Genomic DNA, 17,284 nt, shown 5'->3' with positions numbered 1-17,284 from the left:
ACCGGAGCCCGGCGGGGGGCCGGGCGGCGGGCCGTATCCGGGCGGTGGGCCCGACTCCGGCGGCGGGTAGCCGGCCGGCGAACCGTAGGCCGTGGTCTGCTCGGCAGGATCGGGACCGCCGCCCGGAGGGGTCAGGGTCGTCTTCTCGGGGTCCGGTTCGCCCGTGTCGTCGGGCGGTTGGGTGCTCACCGGCGCGGGTCCCAGTCATAAGCCATGGCCCTATCCTGTCGGCCGAGACCGCATTTCTCAACGGCGGGGCCGTCGTGTCGCAGATCCGCGGCGTCGGGCTGCCGGTGGCGGCGTAGCGTCACAGCCATGAGCGAACTGAAGTCGCGGCTGCGCGCCGATCTCACCCAGGCGATGAAATCGCAGGACAAGCTGCGGACCGCGACCCTGCGGATGGCGTTGGCGGCGATCCAGGCCGAGGAGGTCGCCGGTAAGCAGCCCCGCGAACTCTCCGACGACGACGTGCTCAAGGTGCTCACCCGGGAATCCCGCAAACGGGCCGAGGCCGCGGAGGTCTACACCCAGAACGGCCGCGGCGAACTCGCCGCCCAGGAACACGCCGAGGCCCGCATCCTCGACGAGTACCTGCCCGCACCGCTGACCGAGGGTGAGCTGGCCGACGTCGTCGACACCGCGCTGGCGCAGGTCGCCGAGGACCTGGGGGAGCGGCCCACCGTCAAGCAGATGGGCCTGGTGATGAAGGCCGCCACGGCGATCGCGGCCGGCAAAGCCGACGGCGCGCGGCTGGCCGCGGCGGTGAAATCCCGCCTGTAGCAGCCGCGGCTGCATCGAGTCGGTACCGACGACGGGAGAGTGATCGGTAGATGGTGTCCGCGCCCATCGAGGACTACGCCCTACTGGGCGACCTGCACACCGCGGCGCTGCTCGGCCGCGACGGCAGCATCGACTGGCTGTGCCTGCCGCGCTTCGATTCCGGCGCCTGTTTCGCCGCGCTGCTACACGACGAGTCCGCGGGTCGCTGGCGGCTGGCTCCGGCCTCCGGCGGTCCGGCAACCCGACGCGGTTACCGCGGCGAGACGCTGATCGTCGAGACCGAGTGGGACACCGACGCGGGGTCGGTCCGGATCATCGACTTCATGCCGCCGCGTGGGCACAGCGCCGACGTCGTGCGCATCGTGGAAGGGCTGAGCGGCCGGGTTCCGATGCGGATGGATCTGACCATCCGGTTCGACTACGGCAACGTCGTGCCCTGGGTGCGCCGAAACGCGGGTGGCCTCATCGCGGTTGCCGGGCCGGACACCCTGTGCCTGAGCACTCCGGTCGACATCCGGGGCGACCACCTGAGCACGGTCGCCGAGTTCACCGTGGCCGCGGGCGACCGGGTGCCGTTCGTGTTGACCCATGTGGCGTCGCATCTGGTGCCCAACGCGGTCCAGGCGAAAGCGGAGAACGCGTTGGGCAAGACCGAGGCGTTCTGGCGAAAGTGGATCGGGCAGTGCACCTACCGCGGCGAGTGGGAAGCCGAGGTACGGCGGGCGCTGATCACCCTGAAGGCCCTCACCTATGCGCCGACCGGCGGGATCGTCGCCGCGGCCACTACCTCCTTGCCGGAAGCCATTGGTGGCGTGCGTAATTGGGACTACCGCTACTGCTGGTTGCGCGACGCCACCTTCACCCTGCAGGCACTGCTGGGCACCGGATACGTCAGCGAGGCTCGCGCCTGGCGGGAGTGGCTGGTGCGGTCGGTGGCCGGGGACCCGGCGAAACTGCAGATCATGTACGGACTCGACGGAACCCGGCGGCTCCCCGAGCAGAGCCTGGACTGGCTCTCCGGCTACGCGGGCTCGGCGCCGGTGCGGGTCGGAAACGAAGCGGTCGGCCAGTTCCAGCTCGACGTCTGGGGCGAGGTGCTCGACGGACTCAACCTCGCGCTGGATTGCGGGATCGAGAGCGAGGACACCGCCTGGGACATCCAGCGCGCACTGCTCGACTTCCTGGAAGGTCATTGGGACCGGCCGGATTCCAGCCTGTGGGAGGTGCGCGGGCCGCAACGTCATTTCGTGCACTCGAAGGTGATGGCGTGGGCCGGGGTGGACCGGGCGGTGCACGCGGTCGAGGCACACGGTCGCGAAGGGCCGGTGCAGCGCTGGCGGGCGCTGGCCGATGAGATCCATGCCGACGTCTGCACCAACGGCTTCGATTCACAGCGCAACACCTTCACCCAGTCCTATGGGGCGCCCGGGCTCGACGCGGCGCTGCTGTTGATCCCGCGGGTCGGGTTCCTGCCGTGGACCGACCCGCGTGTGGTCGGCACCGTGGAAGCCGTTCAGGCCGAACTGGACAACAACGGCTTCCTGTTGCGCTACCGCACCGACGCCGCCGAGGACGGGCTGCCGGGCAGCGAGGGCGCCTTCCTGGTGTGCACCTTCTGGCTGGCCGACGCGCTGTGCGGCATCGGCAGGCACGACGAGGCGCGTGCGCTGTTCACCAGACTGCTGGGCCTGCGCAACGACGTCGGGTTGCTCAGCGAGGAGTACGACCCGGTGCAGCGCCGCCAGTTGGGCAACACGCCACAGGCGTTCTCGATGGTGGGTCTGGTCAACACCGCGCGACAGCTGAGCGGCGCCTCGACCCAGACCCGTAACCCGGGCCGGTCCTGACCATCACGGCGAGCCGGTCACCAACCGGTGCGCCAGCAGCTTGTCGACGGCGACGGCCAGATCGTCGGCGGTAGGCACCTGCGCCGACGGCGTGTGCCCGGCGGCGACGATCTCCGCGCGCACCTGGAGCAGCGCCCTGAGGTGGGAGACGTCAGCGGCGAGCAGGATCGCCTCGGCCAGCAGTGCGGCGTCGGCGTCCATCACCTCCTCGCCGAGCGCCACGCTGTGCAGGTAGCCGCCGCGGCAGGAGCGGAACAGGATCTGTCCGCTCGGGTGGACGGCGTCGAAGTCCGGGTTCGGTGCGGTCATCGCCGTGGTATCACCGGGCGGCGGTCGGGCCGGGGCCGTCGGTGAGCGCGTCGAAGCGTCGGGCGGCATCGTGCTCGTGTTGGAGCCACAGCCCGGCGACCGTGTCGAGGTTGTCCGCCAGGTCGGCGTGCGCGCCGGCCTGCCGCTGGTAGCACCGGCGGCGCTGCTCGAGCAGTTCGCGTCCGGCCTCGGCCAGGTCGGCGAAGATCGGGCCCAGTGAGTCGAGGCTGGCCTGGATCGCCGGATGGGCCGCCGGGGCCTCGGCCAGGGTTTCGGCGGTCCTGCGGTGATGCTCGGCGACGGCGCGCAGTTCCGCCGGCACCACGTGGATGTTGTCTGCCATCGGGTCTCCTCCTTAACCACCCGTGGTCGCCGGTCGGGTCGGCGTCGGCGCATCGGCGGGGGGCGGCACGGTGGGCGTCACCCCCGGGCCCGGCGGATGCTCCCAGCCTAGAAAGCTCGGCCCGGCAACGGAAGTGCTCTGTTGGATCTGTCCGTTGACGATTGCTTTCGCGTTGCCGAGGGACAGTGCATACCGATCGGTGAACATGCCGACATCCCCCGGCGCGAGACGGGCCGGATCGAGGGGATCGGGCACCGCGGTGCCCGTCGGTGGGAGCGTGATGCCCTGGTGTGCGAACGCGTCGGGGATCGGGGTGCCGGCGGCCGCCTCGGTGATCACCGCGGCCAGTTGCGGACTGGCGGCGGTGACGGTGTCGCCGGTGGGCAGGGTTACCGTGGTGGGGCCGCCCGCCGCCGGGGTGTCGGCGGCGTCGTCCTGAGCGTCATCCGGTCGCTCTTCATCCGGCCGATCATCATCCGGCCCGTCGCGGGCCTCGTCCAGGTCGTCCTCCAGGTCGTCCTCCAGCGGGAACGCGTCGTCGACGTCGGCGTCGCCGGCGGTGCGGCGCGGTGTGTCCTGTGCGCCGGCCCCGGAGAGCAGGTCGCCCAGCGGAAGACCGGCGCCAAGCGGTGTCCCGAAACCGGACGGGGCCGCCGCCAGCGGCGGCGCCGGAGCGTGCTGCGCGGGCGCCGGTGGTGGCGGTGGCGCGACCGGCGCGGGCGGACCCGGAGTCGGGGCGGCATAGTCATCGGGGCCGTCGGGGTCATCGAGGACATCGGGAAAGTCGAGGTCCTCGAGGCCGTCGGGCGCGACGACGCCGGATTCCGCGGGCGCCGGCTCGGACCCTGCCGGCGTGGCAGGCCTGTCGTCGCCGGGCGCCGGTTCGCCGGGGTCGCGACCGGTCGCATACAGGGACTTCCAGGCGGTCATCAACGCGCGGTAGGACGCCTCGTCGAGGTCGGCCTGGCGCAGCACCGCCTCGATCTCACCGAGCTTGCCGATGAGAAACCGCTGGAAGTCGCGGGCCCCGGCCGGGGTGTCGAGGTCGGTGCGCCCGCGCACCGCGTCGTCGATCTCGCGCTGCAGTGCCTCAAGGGCGCCGGCGCTGCCTTCGGCTTTCCGGTGCGCACCGCGGACCGCGGCGATCACCAACAGGTCCAGCCGTGCGGCCGCGGTGGCCTGCCGGGCCAGCCCGTCCTCATGCTCGCGGCCGGTGTCGACGGTCGCGCCTTCCTGGCGGCGCGGATCGGCGGGCGACGGTGTGCGAGGCGTGACCGGTGTGCCGGTGCGGGGGTCGAACAGCGTGGGGAATGCCCGGTGGATCTTGGCGAGCAGCACGTCCAGGTGTTCCGGGATGCCACCGCCTGGCATCGCCAGGCTCAGGTCCACCAGATCGGCCGGGGTGAGCCCGGCCATCGCGTCGCCGGTGCAGGAGCGCACGTGCTCCATGGCCGCCAGAACCTGCTCAACCGTCGCCATGCCGCCAAGCCATCCGCTAAGCCGTCTGTTCGGGGCTTCAGCTCCGGCCAACGCCCGCGCCGGCCCCGTATGCGCTGACCGTACCCAGGTCGGTGGCGGGCAACAATTCAGCGCCCGTGCGTCGGATCGGCCTCAGGTGGGGCGGCGGATCTGCACGTGAGAACCCAACGGCGCGATGCGAACCGGGGCGCCCGGGTGCGACGCCTCCACCACCCGGTCGTGGCCGATGGCCAACTGCACATGTCCCGGGTGCGGGAAGACCAGATCGCCGGGGCGCACCTGGGAGCGCGGCACCGCCACGCCGTCGGACAACTGTTCGTAGGTGGTCCGGTCCAAGGCGACCCCGGCCCGGGCATAGGCCCACTGGACCAGCCCCGAGCAATCGAAGCTGTCCGGGCCGGTGGCGCCCCAGACATAGGGCCGGCCCAGCCGCGACAACGCTGCCCGCACCGCTGCGGCAGCGCGACTGCCCGGCCGGGCGGGGCCACGCCGCCGACGCCGCCTACCCCGGTAACGCAGGCCGCGCAGCGCCGCGGCGTGCCTGCGCGCCCGCCGTTGCGCGCGCAGTACGTGGCGGTGCTGGGCCCGCAACCGGGCCACCCGGCGGCGCAGCGCCTCACGCTGGGCCAGCGGAGAGGCCGGGTTCCCCGGCCCGTCGGCGACGGCCTCGTCGACGGTCTCCCGGGTACGGGTGCGGGCTTCGTCGTGGTCCTGCACCGCTTGCCGGAGGGTCTGGTCGAGGGCGGCATCGGTGCGGCGGGCGACGGTCAGGGCCCGGTCGGCGCGGTGGGCGGCCAGCCGGTAGGCCTCAAGCCCGGCCGGGGCAGCCGGTGTCCGGGTCACGGCCACGTCGGGCAGTCGGGCACCGGCCGGCGCGGCGAACAGGTCGTGGGCCCGGCGCAGCAACGCCACCTCGGTGCTGTTCATGGTCGGCTTGCGTCGTCGGTGGTGGCGGCCACGAAACCGTTGACGCGGGGGAGGGCTTCGGGCGGCACCGGCCCGCCGGAGCGGATCTGCCAGAGTTGCCCGGCGTCGATGCCGAGCAGCGTGGCGATCACCGAGTCGGGCAGGCACGAAGCGGTGCAGGCGCGGTCGAATCGTGCGCCCAGGCTGATGGGCAGGCGGCTGAGCAGCGCTCGTCGCGTCGATTCCAGGGTGCGCAGGTGTCCCAGCAACGGACCGGCCGGGTCGGCCCCGGCGTTCACCGCGACCCGCCAGGAGTTGGCGGCCAGCAACTCGGCTTTCACGCACTGCGTGATCACAGAACGAATATACGTCTCATATTCGTCTGATGTGGACGGCGGCAACCGGGCGATCACCGAGTCGAGGGCCTCGATCTGCGCTTCGGCGTAGTCCTCGAGCACCGTGACGTCACCGCTGCGGTCGACCACCACGGCGTCGGCCGGCCGCGGCGCGGAGTCGGCGGGCACGGTCGCGGCGCCGACCGCCTCGGCGAGTTCGGCGTCGGGGTCCTCGGCCACCACCAGCCGGGCGTACGTGCCCGGTGGTAGCCCAAGCCCGTTCTCCACCTTGTGGATTGTGCTCCGGTGCGGTTTGCGGGTGCCGCGTTCGAGATAGCTCAGGCCCATGACGCTGACGCCGGTGGCCGCGGCCAGGTCGGCCAATGACCAGTCGCGGGATTCGCGCAGCGCACGCAACGCCGCGCCCGCGGATTCGCGGCTCATCGGGTGGCTCCGGCCATGGCACGGATGGTACACAGCCGGCCGGACCCGTTCGTCGAGTTATATGTTTTCTTATTTGTTTGTCTTGCGGTCGGTGCCCCTCTGTTCTACGATTTCCTCCATGTTTTATCGGTGAGGAGGCGGCTCGTGATCTACCCCTGCTCGGAGAACCCGGACCTGTGGTTCGGCTACGCCGATGACGACAACGGCGACGGTGCCGCCAAAGCGCGGGCCTACGAACGCTCCGCCGCCCGCGCCCGGTTGCTCTGCCTGCGCCGCTGCCCACTGGCCCAGCAACGCCGCTGCGCCGGCTACGCCGTCGAACACGGCGAGGAGTACGGCGTCTGGGCCGGCATCAAACTGCCCGGCGGCCAATACCGAAAACGCGGCGAACTGGCCCGCGCACACGCCGTGCTGCGCCGGATCGCCGCCGGCGAGGTCAACCCGCGCCAACTGCCGGAGAACGCCGCGTTGCTCGCCCAGCGTCCACTCGAACCGCTCGTGACGACCAGCACGGTGTTCCACCTGCCCGGGCTGGACTCCGGTCCGCAGTCGGCGGCCTGAGGCCGGTTCACCCGCGGATCAGCGGCACCAGGATCGTTTCGGCGAAGCGGCGCATCTCCGGTTCGGTCCCGGCGGCCGGCGGCCCGTCGGGGGTGAGCAGCATCGACTGGGTCAGCCGGGCCAGCAACCCGCACAGCATCGCGATCTGCGCGGGGTCGGTGCTGCCCCCGGACCGCTCCCGCACCTGCTGGATCCGGCCGGCCAGGTACTGCGCGGAGAGGTCCACCACGCGCCCGGCCCCGACCGTCAGCGCGCGCAACGTCTCGTCCTGGTCGACCGCGAGCAGTTGCCGCAACAGCGGGTTGGTGCGCACCGTTGTCTGGGTGACGACGAACAACCGCACGATGTACCCGTCGACGTCGTCGTCGATCTCTCCGACGCCGGCGTCGATCGCGGCGAGCACCCGGCCGGCCTCGTAGAGGAACGCCGCGCTGATGATGTCGTGTTTGGTGCCCAGCCGCCGGTAGAGCGTGGCCCGGTTGACCCCCGCCCGGCGGGCGATGTCGTCGGTGCTGGTCCGCCGCACACCGGTGAACGCGAACTGCTCCAACGCGGCCGTCAGCAACGGAACGTCGTCGTCGTGCACTCCACTGAGCTGCGCCAGGAGCGGTTCGGATGTCATCACCGTCAAACCTAGCCACCGGACCCCTTGCCCATCAATGCACAACATTGCAATAATTGATGTTGTTTCGTTGCATCGCCGAGGTTGCACACGTGAGGAGTCCGCATGACTGCCCAATTGGCCGACCGCTCGTCCGCCGCGCAGCTGCCCGACCTCGATGAGGACGGCTTCGGGCTGGCCGATTTCGTCGGCGAGTTCTTCGTGCTGCTCGGCGCCGGCGCCACCGTCTTCCTGCAGATGGCCGAACCGGGGGTGGGCCACGGCGTGGCCAACCACAGCGACACCCTGCACCGGCCGCTGGAACGGCTGCGCACCACGATGGCCTACGTCTACGCCGTGACGATGGGCACCCCGGAGGAGAAGCGGGCCATCGTCCGGCTGGTGAACAAGGCCCACGTGCCGGTCCGCTCGGAGACCTACAACGCCTTCGACCCCGAGTTGCAGCTGTGGGTTGCGGCCACCCTGTACAAGAACGGCGCCGACCTGTACGCGCGGTTCTTCGGCGAACCCGACGAGGAGACCGCCGACCGGATCTACCGCCAGTCGGCGGTCTACGGCACCGCCCTGCAGGTCAAGCCGGACATGTGGCCCGCGACCCGCGCGGAGTTCGAGCAGTACTGGCAGCGCAAGCTCCCCACCCTCACCGTCGACGACCAGGTGCGCGCCTTCATCCACGCCCTGCTGCGAGGCGGCGACTCCCCGTTGCCGGTCAAGGCGCTGATGCCGCTGAACCGGTTCATCACCACCGGGCTGCTGCCGGAACACCTCCGCGAGGAACTCCGGTTGTCCTGGGGCCCGATCCGCCAGCGCGGCTTCGAGCTGTTCATGACCGTGGTGCCGCCGGTCTACCGGCTGGTGCCCGGCCCGATCCGGCGGCTGCCCTCGACCTACTACCTGTGGGACATGCGCCGCCGCCTGCGGTCCGGGCGCGGCTTCCTCTGACCGCGGTGCCGCGCCGGCCGCACCGGTAACGGGCGGGGACCGGTTCGGCGGCGCGCGGCGTTCACCGGGCGGGGCACCGGCATCCGGCGTAGGTTTGGGCCGTAGAGGTTTGGCCGTCGACCGAGATGGGCTCCGATCCGAGGAGGTCCGATAACCACTTCCTGGCCCGAGACCGTGGCACAGGCGCGCGAACTGCGCCGCGCACTGCACCGCCGCCCGGAAATCGCCTGGACGGAGCACGCCACCGCCGCCACGGTGCGCGACATTCTCGACACCGCCGCCATCCCGCGCCGGGACTGCGCGCAGACCGGCACCGTCGGTGTGCTGGCCCCGCACGCCCCGGGCCGGCATGTGGCGTTGCGCGCCGACCTCGATGGGTTACCGATCACCGAGCAGACCGGGCTGGTGTACGCCTCCGAGCACGCCGGGCTGATGCACGCCTGCGGACACGACGGCCACACCGCCACCCTGATCGCGGCGGCGCGCTGGCTCAAGGCACAGGAGGACTCCCTGCCCGGGCCGGTGACCCTGTTGTTCCAGCCCGCCGAGGAGGGCGGGCACGGTGCCGCCCGGATGATCGAGGACGGGTGCCTCGGGCCGCCCCTGGGCAACGCCGGCGGACGGCCCGTCGACGTGGTGTTCGGCTGGCATAACTGGCCGGCGTTGCCGCTGGGCCGCGCGCTCTGCCCCGATGGCCCGGTGATGGCGGCCAACGGCACCTTCCGGGTGGAGTTGCAGGGCCGCGGCGGGCACGCGTCCCAGCCCGAGAACACCCGCGACCCGGTGTTGGCCGCCGCGGCGGTGACCGTCGCGCTGCAGCAGGTGGTGGCGCGCCGGCTGGCCCCGCAGGAGGCCGCCGTGCTGGCGGTGACCTCCCTGCAGGCCGAGTCGGCCCCGACCGTCACCCCGGACACCGCGGCGCTCGGGGGCAGCATCCGGGTGCCGGACCTCGGCGTCCGCGACCGGGTGTTCGACGCCATCACCGAGATCGCGACCGACACCGCCGCCGCGCACGGGGTCAGCGCCGAGGTGCAGACCTTCGCTCGCTACAGCGCGACGGTGAACCACCCCGCGCCCGCCACGGAGTTGCGCGACGCCCTGACGGCCGTTTTCGGCGACGACTGGCCGCGCCACCAGGCGGCGGCTCCGGTGATGGCGTCGGAGGATTTCAGCTACTACCTGCAGGAGGTTCCCGGCGCCTTCGCGCTGATCGGCGGCGGCTCCGCCGACGCGAAAGAGACGGCGCCCCTGCACAATGCGCGTTACGACTTCAACGACGACCTGATCGACCCGGTCGCGCGTCTGCTGGTCGGACTGGCCGGCGGCGCGCGGGTGCCCACCGCTGACAAGAAGCCCCGCTAGGGGAACACCGAGGAGGAGATGGATGGATATCACCGCGTTCGAGAACTACGAGTCCGAAGTCCGGTCCTACTGCCGGGCGTTCCCCGCCGTCTTCGCCTCGGCGTCCAACGCGCGGCTCACCGACGAGGACGGCCGCTCCTACCTCGACTTCTTCGCGGGGGCCGGGGTGCTGAACTTCGGCCACAACAACCCCCGGATGAAGCAGGCCCTCATCGACTTCCTGCAGACCGACGGTGTCGCGCACAGCCTCGACCTGCACACCACCACCAAACGCGAATTCCTCACCCGCTTCCACGATGTGGTGCTGGCCCCGCGCGGCATGGACTACCGGATGCAGTTCACCGGGCCGACCGGCTCCAACGCCGTCGAAGCAGCACTCAAGCTGGCCCGGCTGGTGACCGGCCGCCGCGAAGTGGTGGCCTTCAGCCACGGCTTCCACGGCATGACGCTGGGGTCGTTGGCTGCCACCGGCAACGACGCGTTCCGCCGCTGGGCGGGGGTGCCGCTGCGGGACATCGTGCGCCTGCCCTATGAGACCGCGCCCGGCGGCAAGAACGCGCTGGCCGACTACGCCGCCGCGCTGGCCGACCCGTCCAGCGGACTCACCGCGCCCGCCGCCTTCCTGGTCGAGGTGATCCAGGCCGAGGGCGGGGTCAACGTCGCCAGCGCGGAGTGGCTGCGCCAGGTGCAGGAATTGGCCCGCGAGACCGGGGCGCTGTTGATCGTCGACGACATCCAGGCCGGGGTGGGCCGCACCGGCAGCTATTTCAGCTTCGACGGTATGGGCATCGACCCCGATGTGATCACCTTGGCCAAGGGCCTCGGGGGATACGGCACCCCGATCGCGGTGTGCTTGAACAAGCCCGAGCACGACGCGCACTGGGCACCCGGCGCCCACACCGGGACGTTCCGGGGGCAGGGCTTGTCGATGGTGGCCGGGACGGTCGCACTGGAGTACTTCACCGACGACGCCCTGATGGGTGAGGTCGCCGCCAAGGGCGAGACGATGCAGTCGGCGCTCACCGCGATCGCCAAGGACCACCCGGACCGGGATTGGGAGGTGCGCGGCCGCGGCATGCTGCTCGGTCTCGACGTCGGCGACGGCGAACTGGCCAAGCGCGTGCAGCAGACCTGCTTCGAGCAGGGCCTGCTGATCGGGCCGTGCGGCTCGGGAGGTCGGGTCCTCAAACTGATCCCGCCGCTGACGATCCCCGACGACGAACTGAAGCAGGGACTGGACATCCTGACCGCCGCGGTGGCACAGGCGACGGGCGCGGGCTCATGAGGTACCGCGACGACATGACCTTCGAGCCGGCCGAGTACGAGCGGCGGCTCACCGAGCTGCGCGAGCGCATGGAGCGTCGCAACCTTGACGCGGTGGTCATCACCGACCCCGAGAACCTGATGTACCTCACCGAATACCAGACCACCGGCTACTCGTTCTTCCAGGCGCTGGTGGTGCCGCTCGACGACGAGCCGGTGATGATCACCCGCGCGATGGAGGAGTCCAACGTCATCGCGCGGACCTGGGTGGAACGCACCCGGCCCTACCCCGACACCGGCGACGCCATCCAGGAGCTGGTGTTGGCGCTGCGGCAGAACAAGCTGGGCGACAAGAGGGTCGGCTACGAACGCAACAGCTACTTCTTCCCGGCCTACCAGCAGGACCGGATCCACACCTCGTTCCAGCAGGGCGTGCTGATGGACTGCTTCGGCATCGTCGAAGCCGGCCGGGCACGGAAATCCGCGGCCGAGATCGAGGTGATGGCCCGCGCCGCCCAGGCCGCGGAGGCCGGCATGGCGGCCGGGCTGGCCGCCGCGGTGCCGGGCAACACCGAGAACGAGGTGGCCGCGGCGATCAGCGCGGCGATGTTCCGCGCCGGCGGCGAGTTCCCCGCGGTCATGCCCTATGTCGCGTCCGGGCCGCGGTCGATGATCGGCCACGCCACCTGGGAGGGCCGCACCATCGAACCCGGTGAGCACGTGTTCCTCGAGGTCGGTGGCTGTTACCGGCGCTACCACACCGCGCTGATGCGCACCGCGGTCAACGGCGAGCTCAGCGCCTCGATGTACGCGGCGCAGGAGCGGATGAAGCTGGCGCTCGCCGAACTGCGCTCGCTGATGGGGCCCGGGATGACAGTGTCCGACGCGGACTCGGTGGTGCGGCGCGTCATCTCCGACAACACCGTGGGCGCGCGACTGGTCACCCGGTCCGGGTACTCGATCGGGATCGCGTTCCCGCCGTCCTGGGACGAGGGCTACATCCTGAGCCTGAACCCCGGCGACTTCACCGCACTGGAGCCGGGGATGACCTTCCACGTGATCCCGTGGATGTGGGGCGTCGACGGCGACAAGACCGTCGGCATCTCCGACACCCTGCGGATCACCGAGAGCGGCTGCGAATCCTTCTTCACCCTCGACGAGGATTTCACCGTCCACGACGACAGCACCGGCACCGGCGTGGCCGGGGCGGTGTCGGTGGTCCCGATGGACGCCGACGGCGACGGGCAGGCCGAGCCGGTGACCGCCGACAACTCCAGGGAGGCGCAATGACGCAGACCGCGACCACAACGCTGACCGCCACCGATCCCAGCACCGGCGCGGTGATCCGAGAGGTGCCGGCCGCGTCGGCGGCACAGGTCGACCAGACGCTGACCGCCGCCGAGACCGCCTTCCGGTCCTGGCGGCGTACCGGGTTCTCCGAGCGCGCCGATCTGCTGCGCGGTGTCGCCGCCGAACTTCGCAGGCGCAGCGATGATTTCGCGATGTTGATGACCGAGGAGATGGGCAAGCCGATCGGGGAGGCCCGCGGCGAGGTGGAGAAGGCGGCCTGGGCCGCCGAGCACTACGCCCAGTTCGGCGCGGAGTACCTGCGCACCGACCACATCGACTCCGACGCCACCCGCAGCTACGTCCAGTACCTGCCGCTCGGTCCGGTGCTGGGCATCCTGCCGTGGAACGCACCGTTCTGGTTGGCGTTCCGGTTCTGTGCGCCCGCCCTGATGGCCGGCAACACCGCGGTGCTCAAACCGGACCCGCACGTGCCCGGCTGCGGGTTGGCCATCGCGGAGGCCTTCGCCGCGGCAGGCGCCCCGGAGGGCGTGTTCCAGACGTTGCTGGCGGCCACCCCCGACGTCGAGGGGGTGATCCGTGATCCGCGGATCCGGGCGGTGTCGTTCACCGGTTCGGACCGCGCCGGTGCCGCGGTGGCGGCGGTGGCGGCGAGCGAGATCAAGCCGGCGGTGCTGGAGTTGGGTGGCTCGGACCCGTCGATCGTGCTGGCCGACGCGGATCTGACGGCGGCCGCCGACGTGATCGTCTTGTCCCGGATCATCAACGCCGGCCAGTCCTGCATCGCCGCCAAGCGCATCATCGTCGAGCGCACGGTGTACGACGAGTTCGTCGGGCTGCTGCGGGAGCGGTTCGCCGCGCTGACCGTCGGCGACCCGCGCGACGAGAGCGTGAAGGTCGGCCCCATCGCCCGCGCCGACCTACGCGACAACCTGCACCGGCAGGTGACCGAGACCGTCGAGGCCGGCGCGGAGTGCCTGCTGGGCGGGCAACTGCCCGACGGACCGGGCTTCTTCTACCCGGTGACGCTGCTGACCGGGGTGACGCCGGGGATGACCGCGTGCGCCGAGGAGACGTTCGGGCCGGTCGCCGCGGTGCTCGCCGTCGACGACCTGGAGGAGGCCCTGGCCGTCGCCAACGACACCCCCTACGGTCTGGCGGCCAGCGTGTGGACCACCGCGGAGCGCGGCGAGGCGCTGGCCCGTGAGCTGGAGACCGGGCAAGTGGCGGTGAACGGGATCGTCAAGACCGATCCGCGGCTGCCCAGCGGTGGGGTGAAACGGTCGGGGTACGGCCGTGAGCTCGGGCCGCACGGGATCCACGAGTTCGTGAACGCCCAGCAGGTGTGGGTGGGCCCGAAACGGGACTGATGTCCGGGCGAACCCCCATCCAGGGCAATCGATGTGAAAGGAGAACAGGCCATGGCCGATGCGAACATCACCACGAAGAACACCGGCGAGCGGTACGAGATCCACGTCGACGGGGAGCGGGCCGGGCTGGCCGACTATGTCGACACCAACGGTCAGCGCATTTTTCACCACACCACGGTCGACGACAGGTTCACCGGTCAGGGCCTCGCAGGCAAGCTGATCGCCGCCGCGCTCGACGAGACCCGCGCGGCCGGCAAACGGGTCGTGCCGATCTGCTCGTTCGTCGCGTCCTACGTGGAGAAGCACGACGGCTACCGGGACCTCGTCGACCCGGTCACCGACGAGGCGCGTGCGGCCGCCGAGGCGGCCACCGGCTGATTTCGCCGCTGCTCAACTGTCGTAGAGGTGCAGTGCCCGGGCCGCCACGGTGGCGATGTCACCGCTGAGGCTGGCGATCGGGGGGCCGCCGGGCTGGTGGATGACGTTGGCGAGCACTATCACGTAGGTGTCGGAGCCGGGGTCGATCCACAGGGTCACGCCGGTGAACCCGGTGTGCCCGATGCTGCCGATCGGAAAGACGAGGCCGCGCGGCATGGAGTGCAGGGTGTCGATGTCCCACCCGAGGCTGCGCAGCGGTTGGCCGGGGACGGCCGGGTAGCTCGGGGCGAGGAGCGGGTCGGCACGGTCGGGAGTGTTCGCGATCGCGACCTGGGTGGCGTTGTTGGCCGCGTCCAGTTGCGTCGGGTCGTGGCCCGGTTGCTGCGGCGAGGCCATCAGTTGCGCGGTGGCCGGGGCAAGCGGGAAGTCGCTCGGTCTGCCGGCGAGCAGATCCAGGAGGGCCTGCGCGTAGCGGCCCAGGTCGGTCACCGTGGAGAACACTCCGGCGCTGCCGGCCACCCCGCCCATGCGCCGCGCGGTCGGGTCGTGCACCGTGCCGCGCAGCAGTTGACCGAAGTGGGGGTTGATGCCCGGGGTGTCGCCGTCGCGGGCGGTGGGTGCGATGCGCGGCAGCAGGTCGATGCTCCACCCGTCCGCCGGGCAGTCGGAGCCCGTCGGCGCCGCCGGGTCGTAGACCAGGGCGTTGCCTTGGATCCGGTGCGGCCCACAGGCTTTGGTCGCCGGAAGGTAGCGGGTCTCGGTCATGCCGAGTGGGGCGAACACCTGCTCGTGCACGTAGCGGTCCAGCGGTTCGCCGGTGATCCGTTCGACCATCTCGCCCAGGAGGATGAAGTTGATGTCGGAGTAGTGGAATCCGGCGCCCGGGGGGAACTCGAACGTGGAGGTGTAGGCCCGGTGCAGGCCGGCGGCCTTATCCGCACCGGTCAGCCCCCACGGGCCCTGGTGACTGAGGTCGCCGCCGAGCCCGGAACTGTGGGTCAACAGCATCCGCAGCGTGACGCCGGCGCGTTCGGGGTCGCCGGTCGGGTTGAACTCCGGAAGGTGGGTTTCGACGGGGTCGTCGATGCCGATCCGGTGCTGTTCGTAGAGCTGTAGGACCGCGACGGTGGTCGCGATGCTCTTGCTCAGCGACGCGAGGTCGAAGATGGTGTCGGCGGTCATCAGCTCGGCCGGTGCCGGTGTCCCGTCGATGCCCGGCTCACCGGGCAGTTTGCGTTCCCCGAAGGCCTGCCGGTAGACGATGTCGCCGGCGTGGCCGATCTGGACGACCGCGCCGGGCAGCCGGTGCGCGGTGATCGCGCCCTGGACCAGACCGGTGATCGGCGCGAAAGCCGGGTTCGGCGCCACGCTCGGCAGCGGTGGCGGCGGGACCGTCGTGAGCGGTGCGGGTGGTGGCGAGGGTTGCTGCGGGGGATGGGCCACCGGCGCGCAGGCCGGGAGCCCGGCGATGACGGCCGCCACCGCCGCGTTGCCGCAGATCCGGGCCGCCCGCGAAACTCTCACCGGCTCGACGGTAGTCGTGTCCGGCGACTGCTACCGCGGTCAGGGGGCGCGGGTCTCCGGCTCCAGATCGTAGGCCGCCTGGACCGCGTCGAGCCGTTCCCCGCGGCCGTCGCTCACTTTGCGGTCCCACACCTGCGCGCGCTGGGCGCGGACGTCGTCGATGTCGGATTCGGGTACGACGTTGCGGTAACCGTCGATCTCGCCGGTGACCACTCCGACAGCAGTGCGATAGACCGGTTCCGGGTCGTGCTGTTTGGAAGCGAACGACAGCTGCGTGTAGTCGAAGAACCGGGTGGCCGGATCGTCCTCCCAGCTCTGCCAGGTGTCGAGCATGCGGTCGTTGAAGCCGGTGAGGAAGGAACCCGGGTTGACGGTGGCCACTTCGACGTTGAACTCGGCCAGCTCCTGGAACAGGGTCTCGGCGAGGGCTTCCAGCGCGAACTTGGAGGCCGCGTAGGCGCCGCCGAACGGATCGATGATCAACCCGGACGTCGAGGACATGAAAACGATCTTGCCGCTGCGTCGGGCGGCCATCTTCTTGGCGATCGCCTGGGTGAGCAGGATCGGGCCGATCACGTTGACCTCGAACTGGTGGCGCAGGTTGGCGCCCGGGATATCCACGACCGCACCGCCTTCGGCCACGCCGGCATTGTTGAGCAGCACGTCGACGTCCCACTGCGCGGCCTTGCGGCGGTCCCCGGGGTGGGTGACGTCGAGTTTCTCGGGGCGAAGCTGAACGCCGCGTTGCTCGGCTTGCTGTTCGAGTTGCCAGACCTGAGGGAAGATCTCGACCCCTGCGATGACGTCGAGACCGCGTTCGGCGAGGCGCAGCGCGACCTCGTTACCGAACCCGGTGCCCGCCCCGGTGACCAGTACCGTCTTGTCAGCCATGCGGGGCGGGTACCCGACGCCGGCTGGGTTAAAAGTCCCGGCCGGTCAGGGGTTGCCGGTGGTGAACGATTCCAGTTGGAGCGCGGCGGCTTCCAGCTGGGAGCGGATGGCGGCCATGTCGGCGTCGCCGCGGTCGATCGCCTCCATCGTCGACCGTAATTCGCGGGCGGTCCGTGCTACGTCTGCGGGATCGAATTCAGCCATAGCGGTCGGCTACCCGCTCACCGGGTCGCTCAATCCGAGCGCGGTCCGCCGGTCTCGGCGAGTTCCGCAACCAACGCGGGTCCCTCGAGTCGGGTCGGCCATGATCTTCTCCGTGATCGCGGAGTCGTACTGGTCGAGCGAATCCTCGAAGGTGTCGGCGTTCGGGCAGACCTCGCGTTCGTAATACTTCAGGAGCAGCTCCGCTACTCCTTGTCGGTGGGTGGGTCGGTGTCGCCGTGGAGTAGTTCGTCGGGGTGGTGGGCGTGGTTGGTTTGGGGTGGGGTGGTGCCGTTGGTCCAGCCGAGGCGGCCGTTTTGGGTGACGATGGTGTGTTGGGTGCCGCGGGTGATGGCGCCGTGGTGGGGGCCGCAGGCGAAGTGGAGTTTGTCGGCGTTGGTGTGGCCGCCGTTGGTCCA

18 protein-coding genes and 2 pseudogenes are annotated in these 17,284 nt (G+C 70.9%); 9 read left to right on the top strand and 11 right to left on the bottom strand.

The window, feature by feature from the left end:
- Positions 1 to 189 (bottom strand): annotated as a pseudogene (locus tag AWC30_RS17930) (hypothetical protein); the annotation flags it as partial.
- A gap of 126 nt (positions 190 to 315) precedes the next feature.
- Between AWC30_RS17930 and AWC30_RS17170 the strand changes: the two are divergent.
- Positions 316 to 780 (top strand): GatB/YqeY domain-containing protein, encoded by a 465-nt coding sequence (locus AWC30_RS17170; RefSeq protein WP_085111453.1) that lies wholly within the window; start codon positions 316 to 318, stop codon positions 778 to 780.
- Positions 781 to 830: 50 nt separating this feature from the next.
- Entirely contained in the window at positions 831 to 2,627 is a 1,797-nt protein-coding gene (locus AWC30_RS17165) for a glycoside hydrolase family 15 protein (RefSeq protein WP_085111452.1), read from the top strand.
- 3 nt (positions 2,628 to 2,630) lie between these two features.
- Here AWC30_RS17165 and AWC30_RS17160 read toward each other — a convergent pair whose 3' ends face one another.
- The 5 genes from AWC30_RS17160 to AWC30_RS17140 all read right to left on the bottom strand — a co-directional run bounded on the left by AWC30_RS17160 (position 2,631) and on the right by AWC30_RS17140 (position 6,443).
- Complete coding sequence (locus tag AWC30_RS17160) at positions 2,631 to 2,936, bottom strand: DUF2694 family protein (RefSeq protein WP_085111451.1); 306 nt, start codon at positions 2,934 to 2,936, stop codon at positions 2,631 to 2,633.
- A gap of 10 nt (positions 2,937 to 2,946) precedes the next feature.
- Positions 2,947 to 3,279 (bottom strand): ESX-1 secretion-associated protein, encoded by a 333-nt coding sequence (locus AWC30_RS17155; protein ID WP_085111450.1) that lies wholly within the window; start codon positions 3,277 to 3,279, stop codon positions 2,947 to 2,949.
- A 12-nt stretch (positions 3,280 to 3,291) separates the two neighbouring features.
- The gene (locus AWC30_RS17150) at positions 3,292 to 4,758 is read right to left on the bottom strand and encodes a DUF4226 domain-containing protein (RefSeq protein WP_109562120.1); all 1,467 of its coding nucleotides are present in this window, start codon (positions 4,756 to 4,758) and stop codon (positions 3,292 to 3,294) included.
- Positions 4,759 to 4,890: 132 nt separating this feature from the next.
- Entirely contained in the window at positions 4,891 to 5,685 is a 795-nt protein-coding gene (locus AWC30_RS17145; RefSeq protein WP_085111449.1) for a C40 family peptidase, read from the bottom strand.
- Positions 5,682 to 6,443, bottom strand: coding sequence for a helix-turn-helix domain-containing protein (locus AWC30_RS17140; protein ID WP_085111448.1), 762 nt, complete (start codon positions 6,441 to 6,443; stop codon positions 5,682 to 5,684). The genes AWC30_RS17145 and AWC30_RS17140 overlap by 4 nt, the downstream gene beginning before the upstream one ends.
- A 144-nt stretch (positions 6,444 to 6,587) precedes the next feature.
- Between AWC30_RS17140 and AWC30_RS17135 the strand changes: the two genes are divergently transcribed.
- Positions 6,588 to 7,004: a WhiB family transcriptional regulator gene (locus tag AWC30_RS17135; RefSeq protein ID WP_109562119.1), complete on the top strand. Its 417-nt coding sequence runs from the start codon at positions 6,588 to 6,590 to the stop codon at positions 7,002 to 7,004.
- A gap of 7 nt (positions 7,005 to 7,011) precedes the next feature.
- On the opposite strand, the gene AWC30_RS17130 is transcribed toward AWC30_RS17135, so the two are convergent.
- Positions 7,012 to 7,626: a TetR/AcrR family transcriptional regulator gene (locus AWC30_RS17130; protein WP_165756502.1), complete on the bottom strand. Its 615-nt coding sequence runs from the start codon at positions 7,624 to 7,626 to the stop codon at positions 7,012 to 7,014.
- Between the two features lie 105 nt (positions 7,627 to 7,731).
- On the opposite strand from AWC30_RS17130, the gene AWC30_RS17125 reads away from it, so the two are divergent.
- The 6 genes from AWC30_RS17125 (at position 7,732) to AWC30_RS17100 (ending at position 14,249) form a co-directional block, all read left to right on the top strand.
- Positions 7,732 to 8,568, top strand: coding sequence for an oxygenase MpaB family protein (locus tag AWC30_RS17125; RefSeq protein WP_085111446.1), 837 nt, complete (start codon positions 7,732 to 7,734; stop codon positions 8,566 to 8,568).
- Positions 8,569 to 8,742: 174 nt separating this feature from the next.
- Positions 8,743 to 9,930, top strand: coding sequence for a N(2)-acetyl-L-2,4-diaminobutanoate deacetylase DoeB2 (doeB2, locus tag AWC30_RS17120; protein WP_234808145.1), 1,188 nt, complete (start codon positions 8,743 to 8,745; stop codon positions 9,928 to 9,930).
- Between the two features lie 22 nt (positions 9,931 to 9,952).
- Complete coding sequence (locus AWC30_RS17115; RefSeq protein ID WP_085111444.1) at positions 9,953 to 11,215, top strand: aspartate aminotransferase family protein; 1,263 nt, start codon at positions 9,953 to 9,955, stop codon at positions 11,213 to 11,215.
- Between the two features lie 14 nt (positions 11,216 to 11,229).
- Positions 11,230 to 12,483 (top strand): ectoine hydrolase, encoded by a 1,254-nt coding sequence (gene doeA / locus AWC30_RS17110; protein ID WP_234808144.1) that lies wholly within the window; start codon positions 11,230 to 11,232, stop codon positions 12,481 to 12,483.
- Positions 12,480 to 13,871: an NAD-dependent succinate-semialdehyde dehydrogenase gene (locus tag AWC30_RS17105; protein ID WP_085111442.1), complete on the top strand. Its 1,392-nt coding sequence runs from the start codon at positions 12,480 to 12,482 to the stop codon at positions 13,869 to 13,871. Before doeA ends, AWC30_RS17105 begins: the two co-directional genes overlap by 4 nt.
- Before the next feature lie 51 nt (positions 13,872 to 13,922).
- The gene (locus tag AWC30_RS17100; RefSeq protein WP_085111441.1) at positions 13,923 to 14,249 is read left to right on the top strand and encodes a GNAT family N-acetyltransferase; all 327 of its coding nucleotides are present in this window, start codon (positions 13,923 to 13,925) and stop codon (positions 14,247 to 14,249) included.
- A gap of 12 nt (positions 14,250 to 14,261) precedes the next feature.
- Here AWC30_RS17100 and AWC30_RS17095 read toward each other — a convergent pair whose 3' ends face one another.
- From AWC30_RS17095 to AWC30_RS17875, 4 genes and pseudogenes are all read right to left on the bottom strand, one after another.
- On the bottom strand, positions 14,262 to 15,773 hold the full coding sequence (locus tag AWC30_RS17095; RefSeq protein WP_109562118.1) for a serine hydrolase domain-containing protein: 1,512 nt from the start codon (positions 15,771 to 15,773) through the stop codon (positions 14,262 to 14,264).
- Positions 15,774 to 15,812: 39 nt separating this feature from the next.
- Positions 15,813 to 16,664 (bottom strand): SDR family oxidoreductase, encoded by an 852-nt coding sequence (locus tag AWC30_RS17090; RefSeq protein WP_085111440.1) that lies wholly within the window; start codon positions 16,662 to 16,664, stop codon positions 15,813 to 15,815.
- Between the two features lie 45 nt (positions 16,665 to 16,709).
- Positions 16,710 to 16,868 (bottom strand): hypothetical protein, encoded by a 159-nt coding sequence (locus tag AWC30_RS17880; RefSeq protein WP_165756501.1) that lies wholly within the window; start codon positions 16,866 to 16,868, stop codon positions 16,710 to 16,712.
- 203 nt (positions 16,869 to 17,071) lie between these two features.
- A pseudogene (locus AWC30_RS17875) lies at positions 17,072 to 17,284 on the bottom strand (HNH nuclease); the annotation flags it as partial.

The sequence above is a fragment of the Mycolicibacillus trivialis genome, assembly GCF_002102395.1.
Classification (GTDB): domain Bacteria; phylum Actinomycetota; class Actinomycetes; order Mycobacteriales; family Mycobacteriaceae; genus Mycobacterium; species Mycobacterium triviale.
The sequence above is the reverse complement of the archived record's forward strand: the minus strand, read 5'-3'. Positions and strand labels throughout refer to the sequence as shown.

Bases quoted from the DNA above. Each gene is read 5' to 3' on its own strand.
- AWC30_RS17170 (WP_085111453.1), top strand. From the start codon at position 316: ATGAGCGAACTGAAGTCGCGGCTGCGCGCCGATCTCACCCAGGCGATG.
- AWC30_RS17165 (WP_085111452.1), top strand. From the start codon at position 831: ATGGTGTCCGCGCCCATCGAGGACTACGCCCTACTGGGCGACCTGCAC.
- AWC30_RS17160 (WP_085111451.1), bottom strand. From the start codon at position 2,936: ATGACCGCACCGAACCCGGACTTCGACGCCGTCCACCCGAGCGGACAG.
- AWC30_RS17155 (WP_085111450.1), bottom strand. From the start codon at position 3,279: ATGGCAGACAACATCCACGTGGTGCCGGCGGAACTGCGCGCCGTCGCC.
- AWC30_RS17150 (WP_109562120.1), bottom strand. From the start codon at position 4,758: ATGGCGACGGTTGAGCAGGTTCTGGCGGCCATGGAGCACGTGCGCTCC.
- AWC30_RS17145 (WP_085111449.1), bottom strand. From the start codon at position 5,685: ATGAACAGCACCGAGGTGGCGTTGCTGCGCCGGGCCCACGACCTGTTC.
- AWC30_RS17140 (WP_085111448.1), bottom strand. From the start codon at position 6,443: ATGAGCCGCGAATCCGCGGGCGCGGCGTTGCGTGCGCTGCGCGAATCC.
- AWC30_RS17130 (WP_165756502.1), bottom strand. From the start codon at position 7,626: ATGACATCCGAACCGCTCCTGGCGCAGCTCAGTGGAGTGCACGACGAC.
- AWC30_RS17125 (WP_085111446.1), top strand. From the start codon at position 7,732: ATGACTGCCCAATTGGCCGACCGCTCGTCCGCCGCGCAGCTGCCCGAC.
- AWC30_RS17115 (WP_085111444.1), top strand. From the start codon at position 9,953: ATGGATATCACCGCGTTCGAGAACTACGAGTCCGAAGTCCGGTCCTAC.
- doeA (WP_234808144.1), top strand. From the start codon at position 11,230: ATGACCTTCGAGCCGGCCGAGTACGAGCGGCGGCTCACCGAGCTGCGC.
- AWC30_RS17105 (WP_085111442.1), top strand. From the start codon at position 12,480: ATGACGCAGACCGCGACCACAACGCTGACCGCCACCGATCCCAGCACC.
- AWC30_RS17100 (WP_085111441.1), top strand. From the start codon at position 13,923: ATGGCCGATGCGAACATCACCACGAAGAACACCGGCGAGCGGTACGAG.
- AWC30_RS17090 (WP_085111440.1), bottom strand. From the start codon at position 16,664: ATGGCTGACAAGACGGTACTGGTCACCGGGGCGGGCACCGGGTTCGGT.
- AWC30_RS17880 (WP_165756501.1), bottom strand. From the start codon at position 16,868: ATGGCTGAATTCGATCCCGCAGACGTAGCACGGACCGCCCGCGAATTA.